This is a genomic window from Hydrogenophaga sp., assembly GCF_035481345.1.
Classification (GTDB): Bacteria; Pseudomonadota; Gammaproteobacteria; order Burkholderiales; family Burkholderiaceae_C; genus Hydrogenophaga.
Genome location: NZ_DATIGV010000102.1, coordinates 15107 through 31376, shown reverse-complemented (window position 1 = coordinate 31376; position 16270 = coordinate 15107). Strand labels below are relative to the sequence as shown.

The window sequence follows — 16270 nt, the reverse complement described above, 5'->3', positions numbered from 1 at the left end:
TTCTACAACCTGGTGCCGCTGTTCGTGACGTTGGTGATGGGACTGCTGACGGGGCTGCCGCGCGGCGAAGGCGCGCCGGCACGCACCAGCGCCCATGGGCACGCGCTGATGGTGCTGACGCTCACGGCGGCGCTGGGCGCACTGGGCCTGGTGCAGTCTGTCGCGCGCGATGGCGTGGGCGCCTGGCGCCAGCACGCATCACCCGAGGAGGCGCTGGCCAGCCTGCACGCTGCGCAGGCCCACGCTCAACAGGTGTGTGGTGTACCGCCGTGGTTCACGCTGCTGCTGCCCGCCGACGCGTTCGAACCGCACCACCGGCCCGCGTTGCGCACCTGCCCCGCGCAGGGCGGCGTCGATCTGGTCACCGTCACCGCGCTGGCGAACCATGCCCGCGCCACCGAGTGCCGGCGCGGCGCGGTGAATGCGTTGCCTCCCTGGCTGGAATCAACGGGTGGCCGCCTGTTTCGATCCGGCACCGGCTACGGCCTGGTGGTGTGCCCGGCGGAGTGAGCCGCGCCGCGAGACCACCTGCGCCTACTGCTTCGCGGGCACGATTTGGGCACCGACCGCGCGCATGACGGTATGGTCCGGCGACTGCGTCGATTTCGACGGACGAAGCATGGGCGCAGGTCGCCGCCCTCGGTTGGCGATGCGTTTGTCGACCCTATTGAACAAGTCGTGTGGGTTGTTCTTGTGCTCCGACACGTCGAGCGCGTCGACCCATTGCCTCAGCGCCGCGTCAGAATCCGCCGCATGCAGTTCGGGCGGGTCCTCTGGGTCCAGGCCCTCGACAGACATCGCGAATGCCTTGTCGTCCTTGGCGACGATGTCGCCGTCGATCGGAGCACTCTGTTGATGGCTGCTGCCCCGGCCCTCTGCATCGGATCGGGCAACGCAGTCGGGCCCCTGCGGCTCATCCGCCTTGCGCTCCACCGGCTTGACATTGGTCAGCTGCTTCAGCCACCGTCGAACGCCCGTGTTTGGTTCGTTACGCGGGGACAAGCACCACGAGAGCAGGTTTTGGGCTGCCCAGTCCCGCTCCCCGACGTAGTCGCCTGCTTCGATGCCCTCCTCGAGGGTGTGCTTCAGAAGCTGCCGCGTCTTCGTCAACAGGTACGTGGGCTTGGTCCTCGGCTGCTCGGGCGTGCCGTTCACGAAGCGGTTCAGCTCCTGGAGATCGAGCGTTTTCTTATCGGGATTGAAAACCTTCCGCTTGTTCTCGAGGCGTTGAACGTATTGCTTGTAAGAGCGAACGGGATTGAACATGGTGCGTTGACCCAAGGGAGGGTTGGAAAGGGACATCGGGTGATCGGCATCACCTCGACGACCGCCCTGAGTGCGTCACCCTGCCCGATCGGGTCTGGAAACAGATGGCCGAGACTGGATAACCGACCACCACGGTCGTAGGCCGATTGATCGCAGGGTCGATGCAGGCCGCCCCGCGCATTGCCCCGCCCCGCCCCGCTCACACGTCCGCGGCCGAGCCTTCGCGCGCTGCATGAGGCGCCCGCGGCACACAGCCCAGCTCCAGCCCGAACACCTCGCCGATCTTGTTGAGCGTCTCGACCGTGGGGTTGCCCTTGCCAGCACCACTGCCTATCTCGGGGTACGGGCTGGTGGAGACGGACCAATGACCAAGGGACATCGAGATGCGAAGGTACCTTTTGTCCGGCACGGGGGGTTCATTGGGACAGTCTCCTCAAAACTTCTGAGTCACCCCCTTGGCTCTATCACTTGTGTTGGGAACGAACTGAGCCGGGCCCACGGCCGGATTCCCATCGCTGAGCCGCGCGACACGGGGGTTTGAGGGGTCTTCGAGAATGCCCACCTTCAACAGCTCCTCGACAGCGAACGAGGGCCCATCGAGGGCAATGAGCTTGAAGTCGGGCGCCAAGGGTTGGCCGCTGAACGTCAAGGTCACGTTCCGCTCGCCCACCCGAAAGCGAAGAACCGGGAGCAGCGCATCCCAGCGACCGCACACCCGCCCCTCCAGAAGCTGCGTACCCCCACGCTCGCGAAACATTCTCGAGAGGCTGGGCAAGTTCGTGTTCAATGTCAGGCCCAGGGGCACTGTGTCAGACGGACAGGGCACCGACTCGTCGACGCGGACCGGATGGCCACTCGGCAAGCTCATCACGCCCATCAGCACCGCCACGACAGCCAAGGCCAGGCCGTAGTCGGCCGCCCAGATCGCGGCTTGGCGGTCTTCGATCCGTCCGATGACCTCGTTGACCCTGTCCGGCCCCACCAGGCCGTCGAGTTGTTCATGGACAAGCCGTTCGTGTTCCTTCGTCAAGACCTTGCCCTTGTACCAGCGCAAGCCGGCATCCAGGTCGCGCGAGCCTCCACCGGACACGCTGATCGACGGGTGCATGATCGATTTCAGAGAGGTGGCGCAAAAGCACAGCAACATGCCGAAGGCATTGACGCCGCGCAGCAAGGGCAGACAGTCCCGCAGTCGATTGACCGCTCGGGCGCTCACCACCTGATTCCCCTCTCCCAGCGCCACCAACACGGATCCACGGGGCAGCAGATCGACATGCTTCTGACCCAGGCCTCCATGGCACGCCGTCATCCACAACTCGACCGGCCCCTCATGATGGGCAGCGATGGCCCTGAACAGGTCGTCCACGGGCAGCCACTCGTCGCCATCCAGACAGACACACAGGCGTCCGTTCACGACCTCACCATGGGCGTCCAGGAACACCAGCATCCGTTCCTGCGGTGCCGTGGCCAGGGCATCCATCAGCCCTTGCTTGACTGATTGCCCGACGCTGAGCCCTGGCTCCCCTGCAGCAATCAAACGCGTGTTGTCGACCCAGCACGCCAGGCTTGTGGCCACCTGGCGGCTGTCGTCGACATTGAATACGCGTTTGCCCGGTCCACTGACCACAACGGCCCGCTCGACGTCCATGGCTGGCGTCCCGAAGGCGGCGGGCGGCACGGCGCCCGAAGCCCGCTTCGGATGCGCAGGCGTCATGAGCCGCGTTGACGACAGGGTGGTGTGACGGGAGCCCCTGGTTTGGGACGAAACGGGGGTTGAGTTGCGGATGGCCATGAAGAGCGGGGTATCAAGCGGGGAACCAGCGACATCGGACCTGGCGATGGGCGAAGCGGCTTGAGTACGCACAAAGCGCCTCGCGGTTCACTGGACCATCCACCGGCGGCGCACCCGGCCCCATGACCGATGCACCCGCTCAGGACGCCGGCTTGACAACCGCCACCGCACCCCGCAGCGTCTCCGCGATCCACTTCGCGTGCGCCACCAGCACCATGCCACCCGCCACGCGCCCGCTGCCGTTGGGCCCGTTGAGCGTCGCCTGAAAGGTGTTGATGCCCGCCAGGCCCCATTGCCCGTCGATGACCACGAACGCCGCGCTGCCCGAATCGCCCGACACCAGGGTGGCCTCGCGCCCAACACCGAGCGTGCCGTTCACGGGCAACGCGGGGCCCAATACGTTGCTCGACAGCTCGGGCCCGTCGTGGTCGAACAGGTACTGCCAGGGCCGGCCCTGCGGGTCGGGCGTGACCGCGTCCACGCGGTTCTCGCCGGTGCTGATGAGCGTGGTGCTGCCGCCGTGGCTGACGAGGCGGATGCTGTGCCCCACCAGCGGGCCGGTGTACACGCGAGCGGCGCCCATCTCGCGCGGCACCGGTGTCTCCAGCTTCACCAGGGCCAGGTCGATCTTGTGCGAGATGAACTCCGGGTGCACATGCACCGCGCTCGCGCGACTGGAGAAGCCCCCTCCCAGCGGCGTGCGAAACACCACCTCGTGCGGCGTGGGCACCGCGCCATTGACGACGTGCGCGGCCGTGATCACCCACTGGCGCTGGATCACCACCGCCGAAACGAGCCGGTTGCCGGCCGACAGGCTGCCCACGGCCGAGGCCGGCGTGTCGGGCACCGGGTCCGACGGACCGGCCCCACCTTCCAGCGCGATGCTCCACGGCGCCCAAGCGGACGCGGCCAGGCCCGCGAGGCCTCGCAAGCAGTGGCGGCGGTGCACCGGCCTTTGAAAGACAGCCTCATGGACGGCCTCATGGACAGCCTCACAGACGGACACACCTTGGCCGCCGACATCATCCGATCGGACCATGCTCAATCCCTTGCAATGGCGTTCACGGACACACAGAAACGAATCACGGCCGGGACAATTCCGGCACATGGTTCGCCACCCGTGTCCGACAACAGGCACCTGAACTCAACGACAGGGCATGGCTCGGGTGTAGCGCTCCTTGATGGCCAAGTGATGACTCCCCCCTCGGTACGCACCGAAAGAAAGGAACCCGACATGAAACAGCTTCGATCGATCGCCCGCGCCGCCGCCCTCTCGCTGGGCCTGGCGGTTTCCATGGCCGGTGCCGGCGCGCAGACGCTGGGCGCCAGCGGCGGCCTGTCCACCGCGCTGAACGCCGACTTCAACCCGAGCTGGTGGAGCGACGCCTCGTTCGACCTGGGCCAGTTCGACCTGGACAGCATGTGGCGCGGCGCGTCCCTGCTGCTCAGCGGCCCGGCCTCGCTCAGCTTCAGCTTCGTGGGCGGCGAGTCCACCTACAACAACGCCTTCCTCGCGGGCGGCCAGCGCATCGACAGCCTGGGCGACGGCGGCCTGGCGCTGGGCGAGTCGTTCACCTACGCGCAGGCCAGCGCCGGCGCGGTGGACTTCGGCTTCCTGTCCAACGGCTGGGGCACGCTGTTCGCCAGCGGCAGCCTGCGCGTGGGCCTGCTGCTCGCCGCCGACCAGCGCAGCGCCCTGCTCGTCTTCAACGACGCCTACCTGGGTGACGTCGATTTCGACGACATGGTGATCCACGTGGCGATCACGCCGGTGCCCGAGCCCGAAACCGCGCTGATGTGGGCCGCCGGCCTGGTGGGCCTGGGCGGCTGGCTGCGTCGTCGTCGCGGTCAACATCGCGCGCATCGGGCTCTGGCGGTCTGATCGGCTTGGAAGGCAGCGCGTTCGCTCAGGCGGACGCGTTGGTGGCGCGGCGGCGGCGAACGGTCGCGCCGATCACGCCCAGGCCGGCCAGCAACATGGCGATGGTCTCGGGCTCGGGCACGGCGCTCACGCTGATGTTGTCGAGGCGGAATTCGCTCACGCCGGCGTAGTCGTTGATGTCCACGATGCCGAAGGCCAGGGTGACCGGGCCGCCGGTGAGGAACTGGTAGCTGAACTGGCCGACGCTGGGCAACATGCCCAGAGTGAAGGTCTGCACGATCTGGCCGTTGATGGCGACGAAGGCCAGGTCTTCGAAGCCGCTCACGCCGATGTCCTGGCTGGTCAGGCCGAACCAGAAGTCCAGCGACAGCGTGTCGCCCGCGCCCACGTTCAAGACCTGCTTCATGGCCGAGCCTTCGGCGGCCCAGCCACCCACGTCCAGGTCGCTCACGTTCACACCGGCGAAGGGCGCCAGGTCGTTCACGTCCACGGCGGACACGCCGGAGTGGTTGAAGAACTCCTCGAGGTCGCCGTCCATGTAGGCGGTGGTCAGCGTGGCGCGCTTGGCCACGCCTTGCACGGACACGTCACCGATGGTCTGCCAGCCGTTGAGTCCGTCGGTGAAGGAGCCGTTGGTGACGAGGGCGAACGCGGGAGCGGTGCCGGCCACGCACAGGGCGGCGGCGGCGATCAGGTGGCGAAGGGTTTTCATGGGAGCCTTTCAAGCGGATGAGACAAGCGGATGAGACAAGGAAACGAAGGAAGGGAGTCAGGGCGCGGGCGGCGCGACGAGGTCGCGGCCGGGGGCCATTTGCGCGGCGGTCAGGCCCTTGAGCGTGACCAGGGGACGCGCCACGGCGGGGCCGGCGCTGCCGTCGCTGTCGATGAGCAGTTGCACGCCGCCGGTCACGTCGGCGAACAGGACGTGGCCGCTGGCCACGCCGTTGCTGCCCGTCACGCCCAGGCTGGCCAGCAGCGGGTTGAGGTCGAGCTTGTCTTCGTAGGGGGTGAAGTCGGTGATGGTGTCGCCCGCGTCGCGCACGCTGGTGTAGCGGAACACGTCGCCACCGGCACCGCCGGTGAGGGTGTCGGCGCCCGCGCCGCCGGTGATCACGTCGTCGCCGGCCGTGCCCACCAGGGTGTCGCGCGCGCCCGTGCCGTTGCGCGTGGCGCCCGGCGTGGCCTGGGCCACGGCCAGGTCGATCAGGCGGCCGTGGCGGTCGAAGGCGTTCTCGGGGCCGTACAGGTTGGCCGTGACCTCGTCGCCGTCGGCGGCGTTGTCGCGCTGCAGGCCGCCCTGGGCCTTGGGCGCCTGGATGTAGTTGGCGAAGGCTTCCTGGTAGGTCACCGTGCTCACCGCGTTCTCGAACACCACGTTGTTGGCCGCGAAGGGGTAGCCGTCGCCGCCGTTGGCGGTGAAGTCGATGGTGGCGAAGGAGAAGGTGCGTGGCGAGACGACCGCGCCGTTGTCCACCAGCACGGTGCCGTCGTCCAGCACGATGCGGCGGATGCGCTGGCCGGTGCCGAGCGTGGTGCGCGCGGCCTGCGTGGTGTCGTAGGTCACCTGCATGCCGGAGACCTGCGCGAAGCGGCCCTGCGGCGATCCGGTGGGCGTGGAGGCCGCCACCGAGTGCTCCATCAGGTCCTTGAGCTGCGTGGCGTTCATCACCGGCGCGCGCTTGACCAGGTTGGTGAAGGGCAGCACGTTGAAGGTGTCGCCGGTGGTGATGTTGCCCGGGCCGGTGATGTTGGTGCGGATGCCACCGCCGTTCTGGATGGCGACCTCGGCATTGCCCTGGAAGCGCATGGCGTCGGCCACCAGGTTGCCCAGGTTGATGTCGGCGTTGCGCACGCCTTCCACGTACTGGCAGGGCGCGGCCGGGCAGGCGGCGTGCGTGGGGCCGTTGAGCGGCACGGCGGTGGTGCCGAGCACCTGCGCGTTGAGCGCGGCGATATAGCCCTGCACGGGGGCGACGACCTGCGCGTGGAGCGTGGCGTCACCGGTGACGCGGTCGGCATCGGCGGCCGCGCCGCTGACGCGGATCATCTTCGAGCCGATGAGGCCCGCCACGCGGCCGGTGCTGTCGTTCACGTCGAGCTGCACCTCGCCCACGTAGCGGTTGCCGAAGTGGCCGGTGACCAGGCGCACGGTCTGGCCGTCGGCGTCGGCGACTTCGATCGGGTGCGTGGTGAAGCTGGCCGCGACACCGCCGTTGATGAGCAGGTCGTCCGGGTCGGTCATCAGTTCGTGGCCGCCGCCGGAGATGACCAGGTCCACCCCGCGCAGGCCGGGGATCATCACCGCGCGTTCGTTCTGCGCGTTCTGCAGGTGGCTCATCACCACGACCACGCCCACACCCTGGTTGTTGCGCAGGTCGTCGATCTCGGCCTGCACCAGGGGCAGCAGGGCCTGCAGGTTCTGCTGCTCGCTGTTGGCCGCGCTCCAGTTCTTCATGAGGCCGGCCGGCGGCGAGGAGATGCTGGGCAGCAGCGGCGTGGTGACGCCGATGACGCCGACCTTCTTGCCACCGGCGGTGGTGAAGACCTTGGAGGCCGCGACCTTGCCCTGCGCCTCCAGAGCGGCGAGCTCGGGCGTGGCGGAGAAGTCGAGGTTGACCGAGAGGTAGGTGGTGCCCGAGACCTCGGCGAAGCGCGCGGCCACCGGGCCGGTGTTGTCCAGATCGAACTCGTGGTTGCCGAAGGTGGTGGCGTCCACGCCGATGCGGCGGTTGGCGATGGCGTCGTAGAAGTCCTGGCCGCCATCGGCGTGCGCGGTGCCCAGGTTCGTGAAGCTCGCCGTCAGGCGCGGGCCGGGCAGGAAGGAGTCACCGGCGTTGAGGGTGAGCACGGTCCCCGGGGCGGCGGCCTTGCGGTTGGCCACGACCGTGGCCAGGCGGTCCACGCCGCCGTAGAAGGAGATGGCCTGGCCGGCGTCGTCGCGCAGGTTGCCCTGCGCGGAGATGAGCCAGGACTCCTGGTCGCCCAGGTGCAGGATGGTCAGCGTCTCGGCCTGCACGGCGCTCAGGCTGCCGGCGAGCATGAGCGAGGCGGCGAGCGCGGCCAGGCGGTGGTTGAAGGTCTTCATGGAATGCTCCGTTGGATCGATGGGGTTCAGAGGCCGAGGTCGCGCGAGGGCTGGATCTGTGCCGCGGTGAGGCCTTGCAGCACCACCAGCGGGCGGGGCACGCCCGCGCCCGCGCTGCCGTCGCTGTCGATCTGCACGCTCAGGCCGGCGGGCGTGTCCACCAGGCGCACCACGCCCTGGGCGATGGCGGTGGCGGGATCGGCGTTGAGGGAGGCCAGCAGCGTCGCAAGCTCGAGGCGGTCGGTGCCCGGCACGAAATCGGTGATGGTGTCGATGCCGTCGCGCAGGCTGGTGTAGACGAACCCGTCCGAACCGGCGCCACCGGTCAAGGTGTCGGCGCCCGCGCCGCCGTTGATGCGGTCATCGCCCGCGGTGCCCACCAGGGTGTCGCGGTTGCCACTGCCGTTGATGGCCTTCACCAGCGACAGGCCCAGCAGCACCGGGTCGTGGTCGGAGGAGCGGTAGACGCTCGGGCTGTAGTAGTCCGGGCCGCAGTTCGCGCAGGCGGGCTGCTTGAACTCCAGGTTGTAGTCGATGATGGAGGGCTCGTCGGCGTTGATCGTCCACAGCGCGGCGCCGGTGACCTTGGCGCTCAGCGAGGCGGTGGTGAGCGCGTGGTCGAGGTAGCCGGACTCGCCGTCGAAGACGTAGGAGTAGGCGGACTCATTGAAGCGCGCGATCTGGTCGACCAGGCCCGCGTTGGTGAGCGCGAGGATCGGGTCTTCCTTGCCGTAGGCGTTGATGTCACCGACCACGGCCACGTCGGGGCTCACGGCCTGGAGCTGGCCGATGAACTGCATCAGCGCCTGCGCCTGCTGCACGCGGGCGGCGTTGTAGCAGCCCTGGCCGTCGCCCGAATCCACGTTGCCGCCGCTCGGCGCCGGGTCGCAGTTCTTCGACTTGAAGTGGTTCACCACCACCGAGAAGCGCTCGCCGTTGGCCAGCGAGAAGGTCTGCGCCATGGGCGGGCGGTTGTGCACGGGGTTGCTGTCGGCGCGCGGCGCGCCCACCAGCGACACGCGCGCCGGCTTGTAGATGATGGCCTGGCGGATCGCGTCGCTGCCCGAGCCCGTGGGCGGCAGGGCCACGGCGGCCCAGGTGCCGGCACCGGCGGCGGCGTTGAGGCGGTTCACCAGATCCTGCGTGGCGCCGTTGCCGTTGTTCTCGATCTCGATCAGACCGACCACGTCGGCGCCCAGGCCGTTGATGGCGGGGATGATCTTGGCGCGCTGGCGGTCCAGCTCGGCCTGGCTGTCGGCGCCGCGGCAGTCGCTGCGCGTGCCGCCGGGGAAGCAGGAAGCGCCGGTCTGGTCGATGGTGCTGAAGTAGTTCAGCACGTTGAAGCTGGCCACGCGCACGTTGCCGCCCACGGCCGGCGGCGTGGCCGGGCGCGGGTTGCTGCGCACGAAGTTCACCGCCTGCGTCGGGTGGATGCGGTAGTCGCTGAGGCCGTCGCTGTTGTTGGTGGCCAGGCCGTAGTCGATGATGCCGGTGACACCGTCGGGCAGCGTGTCGCCCGCGCGCAGGGTGTCGTTGGCGCCGATGTAGGGCGTGGGGTTCGGGTTCTGGATCGAGCTGCCGTCGTCCAGCAGGATGCGGCGGCGCGCGTTGTCCTCGGCCATGGCCAGGGCTTCGGCCGAGGCGGCGGGGTGGCGGTTGCTGGGTTTTTCCAGGCGGCCTTCGGCGGACAGCGTGACCTGGCCGTAGCGGCCCTGGAAGTAGTTCTGCGAGGCCGTGAGCGGCGAGGCGATGTGCACCAGCATGCCCTCGTAGCGCTCCAGTTCGCCCTCCTGCACTTCGGGCAGGGTGATCACCAGCGGCTCGACGCTGTTGCCGGTGCTGATGAGCGTGGCGCTGCTGTTGACGATCTCGGTGACGGGGCGCGCGAGCGCCTGCGCGCCGGAGCCCACGGCGAACTCGTCCACGGTGCCGGTCACGCGCAGTTCGTTGCCCACGGCCACCACGCCACTCGGCGTGCTGCTGGTGAAGACGAAGATGCCGTCGGAGGTGGCGGGGTCGCCATCGCCCACCGGGTCTTGCAGGAAGTAGCCGTTGCTGTTGATGCGCGTGACCACGCCGCGCGTGGTGACCTGCTGGCCGTCGCGCGGGCTGGTGGCGCCGCTGCCCTGGATCTGCGGGATGGTGATGAGGCCGCTGACCGTGACGCTGACCGTGCAGTTGGCGGTCTGCAGCTCGTTGTTGCTGAAGTTGACTTGCACCGGGTAGGTGCCCGCGGGCACCGACGCCGCCACGCTGATGGTGGCGCTGGCGCTGCCGCCGTCGATGGTGGCGGGGCTGAAGGACGACAGCGTGACGCCGGCCGGCACCGCGCCGAGCGTGGCGCCGTTGACGACGCTGTCGCTGTCGCTGGCGGAGACGTTGAAGCTGCCGCCGGTGCCCGTGTCGAACGAGGCATTGGCGGGGCAGCTCGTGGCGATGGGCGCGTTCACTTCGCCACCGATGGGCGTGCCGGCCACGGCGATGTCGTCGATGCCCACCCACTCGTCGTTGCCCGAGGCATTGGTGGTGAGGATGCGCACCTGCACGTGGGCCTGGTCGTTCACGGCCGCGGGCAGCACCACGTCAACCGGCGTGGTCTGCGTGGCGGCGTTGGCGGTGGTGGCGTCGGCCACGAAGCCGGCGGGCACGTTGATGAAGTTGCCCGAGTTGCCGATGCGGTACTGCAGGGCCACGGCCTGCACGGCGTTGTCGGCGGAACCGTCCAGGTCGCGCAGCAGGTAGCGCACGCGCACGCTTTGCCAGCCGCGCGTGTCCAGGTGCAGCACGATGTTGGGCGCGTGCTGGGCGTTGGAGCCGGCGAGTGCCACCACCGGGTTGCTCAGCGCGAACTCGGCCACGCCACCGGTCTGGTAGCTCACCGGGTTGGTCTGGTTGACCGCGACGTTCGGGCCGGTGGCGGGCGCGAGCACCGTCTGCGGATCCACGCCGCCGCTGGTGGGGCCGGCCACCACGTAGCCCACGATGCCCGGCACGCCCGACCAGTTGTTGGCGCTCGTGAGCAGGCCGGCGTCGCTCCAGTCCTGCGCGAACGGCAGGGGCTGGGGCACGTCGGTGGCGAAGGCGGGAATGGCAGCGCTCGCGCACAGTGCCAGGCAGGCGCGCGCGATGAGGGACTGGGGCAGGCGCGCGAAGGCGACGGGCGGACGCAGGAGGTTCATGGGATTCCGGTGGAGGTCTCCGGGCGCCCGGGACAGGCGCCTCCTCAGAGCCGCCGTGAATCATGGTGGTCGAGGATCACGGCAATTCTTCACACACTGTTGCGCGCACTGGTCCGAAAAGACCATTGCGATCACGGCACCGTGACGGCAGGGAACCTGAAGGAACCAGGGCACTCGCCCGGGCGTTCAACCCAGGTGGCCGTCGCCCGCGCCCAACGCGCCGAACATGGAGTCGAGCGTGCTGTCGATGCGCTGGCGTTCGTGCTCGGACAGGCCGCGCGCCTGCAGGCTGGCCGCCGAGCGGATGTGCTCGATGCGCTGCAGTTGCGCGAGCGCGTGCGACAAGGTGTCGAGGCGGATGCTGTGCTGCTCGAGGAAAAGCGCCACCTCGGCGTGCTGGAGGAAACCGTCCAGCGTGATCTGCGATGTGCCATAGCGGCAGCGCAGGTGGTTCAGCGCGCGCACCAGGTTGTCCTGGGCACTGGCGGGTATCGGCGTGGCGCGATCCGGCATGGCGGTGCGACTCCTCCTGTTGGAAGCCGACACCGTAAGCGTGCTGTATTTCGCAGAAATGTCAGCGCGGCGGGAACCTTTGCAGGCGCCCGCCGCATAGCAGCGCCCCCACGCTCCGCCGCTGCGCGGGTCGCTGCCCCCCGAGGGGGCTGATCCGCCTTGGGGCGGCCCGGCGGCGGATCGCAGGAAGCTCAGGCTCAGGCCGCCAGGCGCTGGCGGCGGCGCGCCACGGCACCGAGCACGCCCAGGCCGGCCAGCAGCATGGCGATGGACTCGGGCTCGGGCACGGCGGTGACCGAGATGTTGAGCACGTCGCCGGCGGACAGGCCGGTGAGGCCCCAGTTCAGCTGGCCACCGGCCACGGCCAGCGGATCACCGATCTCGACGTCGAGGAACTCGGGCGAGCCGAGGTCCACGCTGGCGTGCGCGCCGTTGAAGTCGATGTCGGTGATGAGGGAGCCGTCGAACTGGCGCGTCACCGTGCCGCTGTAGACGAACTCGCCACCGCTGATGGAGAAGTTGAAGCCGGTGATGCCCTCGCCGGTGAAGTTGCGCAGCAGCGCGTTGAACGAGAGCGCGGCGGTGTCGGCCGCGCCGATGACGTAGCTCAGCGTGGTGGTGCCCAGCGACTGGAAGTCCAGCTCGAAGGCGATCAGGCCGTCGGTGCTGTAGTCGGTGGCGAGGCCGTCGCCGTTGACCACGCTCTGGAAGGTGGCGGCCTGCGCGCCGCCGATCAGGCCCAGCGCGGTCACGAGGGTGAGGAGTAGTTTTTTCATGTCAGTGCTTTCAGAGATTGAGGAAGGTGCGATCAGAGGTTGCCCTTGGCCCACGGGCCGGTGATGGCCAGCGTGATGCCGGGGGTGTAGAGGTTGACGAACAGCACGCGGCCGTCGGGACTGAACACGCTGCCGGCCCACTCGGAGTTGCGGTGGTCGCCCGAGGCGGAGTTCTTGCCCACGGCCTGGATCTGCGCCGTGCTGAAGTTGAAGTTGTGGCGCGCGAAGGTGTAGGTGCCGCCTTCGGGCGTCAGCACCTTCAGGTCCTGCGCGGGGATGGGCGCGCTGGTGGGCGAGCCGTCGCCGCCGTCCTCGTTCATCAGCAGGCCGCCGCGCGGGCTCACGCAGATGTTGTCGGGCGAGTTGCCGACCACACGGTCGCGGCCCACGAAGATGGCCTTGAGCGTCATGGTCGCCAGGTCGAGCGCCCACACCACGCCGCTGCGCGCGGGCAGCGAAGAGGTGGCGTTGCTGGTGGCCTTGTCGGTGAAGAACACGGTGCCGTTGGCCACCCAGCAGCCTTCGTTGGCGCCGAAGATCGCGCCGCCGTTGGCGTAGGCACCACGGAAGGGGCCGCTGCCGGTGACGCCGCTGGGGCTCACGGTGGTGCTTACGGTCGCGCGATCGGCGTCCGGATCGGCGATCGGCACCCACTCGCACTGGAACTCCTGGCACAGCGTGGGAAAGCGCAGGTCGGCACCCGGCACGCCGCGCACGGCCAGGCCTTCCAGCAGGCCACCGGCGTGCAGCGAACCCAGGCCGCCGTTGATGTTGTGCGGGCGGAAGCGGTACAGCGTGTTGGCGTTGCCCGCGTCTTCGGTGAGGTACCAGTAGCCGGTCTGCGGGTCGATGGCGCTGGCCTCGTGCGCCATGCGGCCCATGGCGATGATGGGCGTCGGGTCGGCGGCGTTGAGGCTGGTGTCGGCCGGCACCTCGAACACGTAGCCGTGCTTCTTGTTGCCGTCGGTGCTGATGCTGTTGCTGCCGATTTCCTCGTTGCTCATCCAGCTGCCCCAGGTGGATGCACCACCGGCGCAGGGACGGTAGATGCCGCCCAGCGAGGCGTAGCTGGCGACCCAGTTGCCGTCGCGCCAGACCAGGTTGGTGTTGCCACCGATCTGGTAGCTGCCGCCGGTGGTGCCGGTGTCGTACTTGGCCACGTTGCTGCGGCCGGCGCCCACGATGTTGGCGGCGTTGGAGCTGGTGGAACGCTCGTGGTTGCGCACCAGGATGATTTCCTGGCTGCGGCCCACGCGGCGCGAGACCACCACGCCCATGCCGTCGTGCGCGTTCGGCGTGACCAGGCCGTCGCTCATCACGTCACCCGCCCAGCCGTAGCTCTTGTAGGTGAAGCCGGCGGGCAGCTGGACCAGCGGCAGGCCGGTGGTGAGGTCGTTCACCGGGGCGACCGGGCCGTAGGGACTCTGCGTCAGCGCCGACGCGTCGGCGGGCGAGCAGCGCTCCGCGTAGTTCTGGTCGACCGTGGCGGCGTACGCGGCCATCGGGCCGCTGAACGCGGCGGCCACGGCGGCACCGCCGCCCATCAGCACCTGGCGGCGCGAGAGATCGTGGGATTGTTCGGACATGGGGAAGGGCTCCTTCTGGTTGGGGGAAAGCGCCCCGAAGGATGCGTGTCGAGGATGAACGGTCAGTGACCTCGCGCGCCGCAAAGGGCCTGCCCTTTGTGAATCGCCGCTACAAAAAATGGTGCGATCGGACCATTGACACGGTGACGGCTTCGCATGAATTCAAAGTCCCATGCGTCGCATAATGGGCGGCGAACCCCGACACCGACCGCCCTGCCATGACCCTCGACCGATCCGACACCGCCATCGCCCTGCACGGCGCCTCCAACTTCCGCGACCTCGGCGGCCTGACGGGCGACGGCGGGCGGCGCGTGCGGCGCGCGCTGGTCTACCGATCCGACCACCTGGGGCGGCTGAGCGACGACGACCTGCAGCGCCTGAACGCGCTGGGCGTGACGCATTGCGTGGACTTGCGCGGCGCGCACGAATGCCAGGCGCTGCCCAACCGCCTGCCGGGCATCACCATCGAGCACCTGAGCATCGACCCCACCGCGCTGCGCCGCGTGCGCGAGCGCCAGAAGCAAGGCCATGCCCTGGGCCGCGCCGAGGCGGTGGAACTGATGCAGGAGACCTACCAGGACTTCGTGCGCCTGCGCGGGCCCGTCTTCGGCCAACTGCTCGCGCGCATCGCGGGGCGCGAGGCGCCGCTGGTGTTCCACTGCACCGCCGGCAAGGACCGCACCGGCATGGCCGCCGCGCTGCTGCTGGGTGCCTTGGGCGTGCACCGCGACGACGTGATGGCCGACTACCTGCTCACCAACCGCCTGTACCGGCGCGACACGCGCGTGGAGGAGCCCGCGCCGCCCGAGGTGCTGGAGGTGCTGTGGCAGGTGCAGCCCGAGTTCCTGCACACGGCGTGGCGCTGCATCGACGAGGAGTTCGGTGGGATCGAGGCCTACCTGGCGGGGCCCGTGGGGCTGGACGGCGCGGCGCGGGAGCGCTTGCGGGAGCGCCTGCTGGCCGAGGCCTGAGAAAGTGTGAACGCACCCAGCGGTGCCCAGCAGGGGTGGCGCCAGCGGGCGCCTTAGCCGCCCGGCGCGGCGGCGCCCTCTTCCCGCGCGAGAAAGCCGTTGCCCTCGCTGAGCGGCGCAAAGCGCCAGCTCGCGGGCGTGCGCGAGAGCTTCACAGGCGAGCCCAGGCCGCGGTAGCCGCCGGGCATCTCCACCACCATGCCGCGGTGGCGCGTGTGCGGGTGCTGCAGGGCCTGCGCCACGTCCAGCACCGGCGCGCAGGGCACACCCAGGCGCACCAGGCGCTCGGCCAGCACGGGGCCGTCGTGCGCCGCCAGCGCGGCCTCCAACGCGGCCTTCAAGGCCTCACGGTGCACCGATCGCTGGCCGGCGGTGGCGAAGCGCGCGTCCTGCGCCAGCGCGGGCGCCCCGATTTCGGTCACGAGGGTGCGGAACTGCCGGTCATTGCCGACAGCAAAGAACACCGCATCGGTGCCGGTGCGCAGACAGTCGTAGGGATAGATGTTGGGGTGCGCGTTGCCGGTTCGTCGAGGCGGCTGCCCGTCGAGAAACCAGTTGGCCGCGTGCGGGTGCAACAGCGACAGGCCGGCGTCATACAGCGCCGCCTCGACAAACTGGCCACGTCCGCTGCGCTGGCGTTCGTGCAGCGCCATCATCACGCCCAGAGCGGCGTTGAGCCCGGCCACCATGTCCACCACCGGCATGCCCACGCGCACACCCTGGCCCTGCGCTTCGCCGTTGACGCTCATGAGGCCACACATGGCCTGGATCGCCGCGTCATAACCCGGCAGCCCGCCCAGCGGCCCGTCGGCACCGAAGCCGGAGACGCGGCAATGCACCAGCCGCGGAAAGCGCGCCGCGAGTTCGTCGGCCCCGATGCCCCAACGCTCCAGCGTGCCGGTCTTGAAGTTCTCGATCAACACGTCGGCCTCGGCCAGCAAGGCGAGCAGGACCTCGCGCCCGCCCTCGCTGGCCAGGTCCAGCGTCATCAGGCGCTTGTTGCGGTTGAGCCCCAGGTAGTAGGAGGCCACGCCCTGCCCATCGAAGGGCGGGCCCCACTGGCGCGTGTCGTCGCCCTGCGGGGGTTCGACCTTGATCACGTCGGCACCGTGGTCGCCCAGGATCTGGCCGCAGAACGGCCCGCCCAGAATGCGCGAGGCGTCGACGACGCGGATGCCGGCGAGCGCGCCGGTGTTGGGCGGCTGTGCGTTGGAGCGCAT

Annotated in this window: 14 protein-coding genes; 3 read left to right on the top strand and 11 right to left on the bottom strand. The window is 69.3% G+C overall.

All coding sequences use genetic code 11. From position 1 onward, the window contains the following. On the top strand, nt 1-510 hold a 510-nt coding region (locus VLG41_RS11080), incomplete at its 5' end, for a hypothetical protein (protein WP_325349456.1). 24 nt (nt 511-534) lie between these two features. Here the strand turns inward: VLG41_RS11080 and VLG41_RS11075 are convergent. The 4 genes from VLG41_RS11075 to VLG41_RS11060 form a co-directional block, all read right to left on the bottom strand. Beyond that, nucleotides 535-1302 (bottom strand): hypothetical protein, encoded by a 768-nt coding sequence (locus VLG41_RS11075; protein ID WP_325349455.1) that lies wholly within the window; start codon nt 1300-1302, stop codon nt 535-537. A gap of 163 nt (nt 1303-1465) precedes the next feature. Beyond that, complete coding sequence (locus VLG41_RS11070; RefSeq protein ID WP_325349454.1) at nt 1466-1645, bottom strand: hypothetical protein; 180 nt, start codon at nt 1643-1645, stop codon at nt 1466-1468. Between the two features lie 54 nt (nt 1646-1699). After that, complete coding sequence (locus VLG41_RS11065) at nt 1700-3058, bottom strand: hypothetical protein (protein WP_325349453.1); 1359 nt, start codon at nt 3056-3058, stop codon at nt 1700-1702. Between the two features lie 139 nt (nt 3059-3197). Next, complete coding sequence (locus VLG41_RS11060) at nt 3198-3989, bottom strand: trypsin-like peptidase domain-containing protein (protein ID WP_325349452.1); 792 nt, start codon at nt 3987-3989, stop codon at nt 3198-3200. Between the two features lie 303 nt (nt 3990-4292). On the opposite strand from VLG41_RS11060, the gene VLG41_RS11055 reads away from it, so the two are divergent. Next, nucleotides 4293-4940, top strand: a complete 648-nt coding sequence (locus VLG41_RS11055; protein WP_325349451.1) for a PEP-CTERM sorting domain-containing protein — start codon at nt 4293-4295, stop codon at nt 4938-4940. Between the two features lie 25 nt (nt 4941-4965). Here the strand turns inward: VLG41_RS11055 and VLG41_RS11050 are convergent, their stop codons facing one another. From VLG41_RS11050 to VLG41_RS11025, 6 genes are all read right to left on the bottom strand, one after another. Next, nucleotides 4966-5652, bottom strand: coding sequence for a PEP-CTERM sorting domain-containing protein (locus tag VLG41_RS11050; protein ID WP_325349450.1), 687 nt, complete (start codon nt 5650-5652; stop codon nt 4966-4968). Between the two features lie 57 nt (nt 5653-5709). Continuing rightward, nucleotides 5710-8025, bottom strand: coding sequence for a 5'-nucleotidase C-terminal domain-containing protein (locus tag VLG41_RS11045; protein WP_325349449.1), 2316 nt, complete (start codon nt 8023-8025; stop codon nt 5710-5712). 26 nt (nt 8026-8051) lie between these two features. After that, nucleotides 8052-11204, bottom strand: coding sequence for an ExeM/NucH family extracellular endonuclease (locus VLG41_RS11040; RefSeq protein ID WP_325349448.1), 3153 nt, complete (start codon nt 11202-11204; stop codon nt 8052-8054). A gap of 186 nt (nt 11205-11390) precedes the next feature. Further along, nucleotides 11391-11717, bottom strand: a complete 327-nt coding sequence (locus VLG41_RS11035; protein WP_325349447.1) for a hypothetical protein — start codon at nt 11715-11717, stop codon at nt 11391-11393. A gap of 197 nt (nt 11718-11914) precedes the next feature. After that, entirely contained in the window at nt 11915-12493 is a 579-nt protein-coding gene (locus VLG41_RS11030) for a PEP-CTERM sorting domain-containing protein (RefSeq protein ID WP_325349446.1), read from the bottom strand. Nucleotides 12494-12525: 32 nt separating this feature from the next. Continuing rightward, a complete protein-coding gene (locus tag VLG41_RS11025; RefSeq protein ID WP_325349445.1) occupies nt 12526-14079 on the bottom strand; it encodes a PhoX family protein in 1554 nt (517 codons plus the stop codon). Nucleotides 14080-14297: 218 nt separating this feature from the next. Here VLG41_RS11025 and VLG41_RS11020 point away from each other — a divergent pair, with 218 nt between their 5' ends. Continuing rightward, nucleotides 14298-15050, top strand: coding sequence for a tyrosine-protein phosphatase (locus VLG41_RS11020; protein WP_325349444.1), 753 nt, complete (start codon nt 14298-14300; stop codon nt 15048-15050). 53 nt (nt 15051-15103) lie between these two features. On the opposite strand, the gene VLG41_RS11015 is transcribed toward VLG41_RS11020, so the two are convergent. Beyond that, a complete protein-coding gene (locus VLG41_RS11015; RefSeq protein ID WP_325349443.1) occupies nt 15104-16270 on the bottom strand; it encodes a CoA transferase in 1167 nt (388 codons plus the stop codon).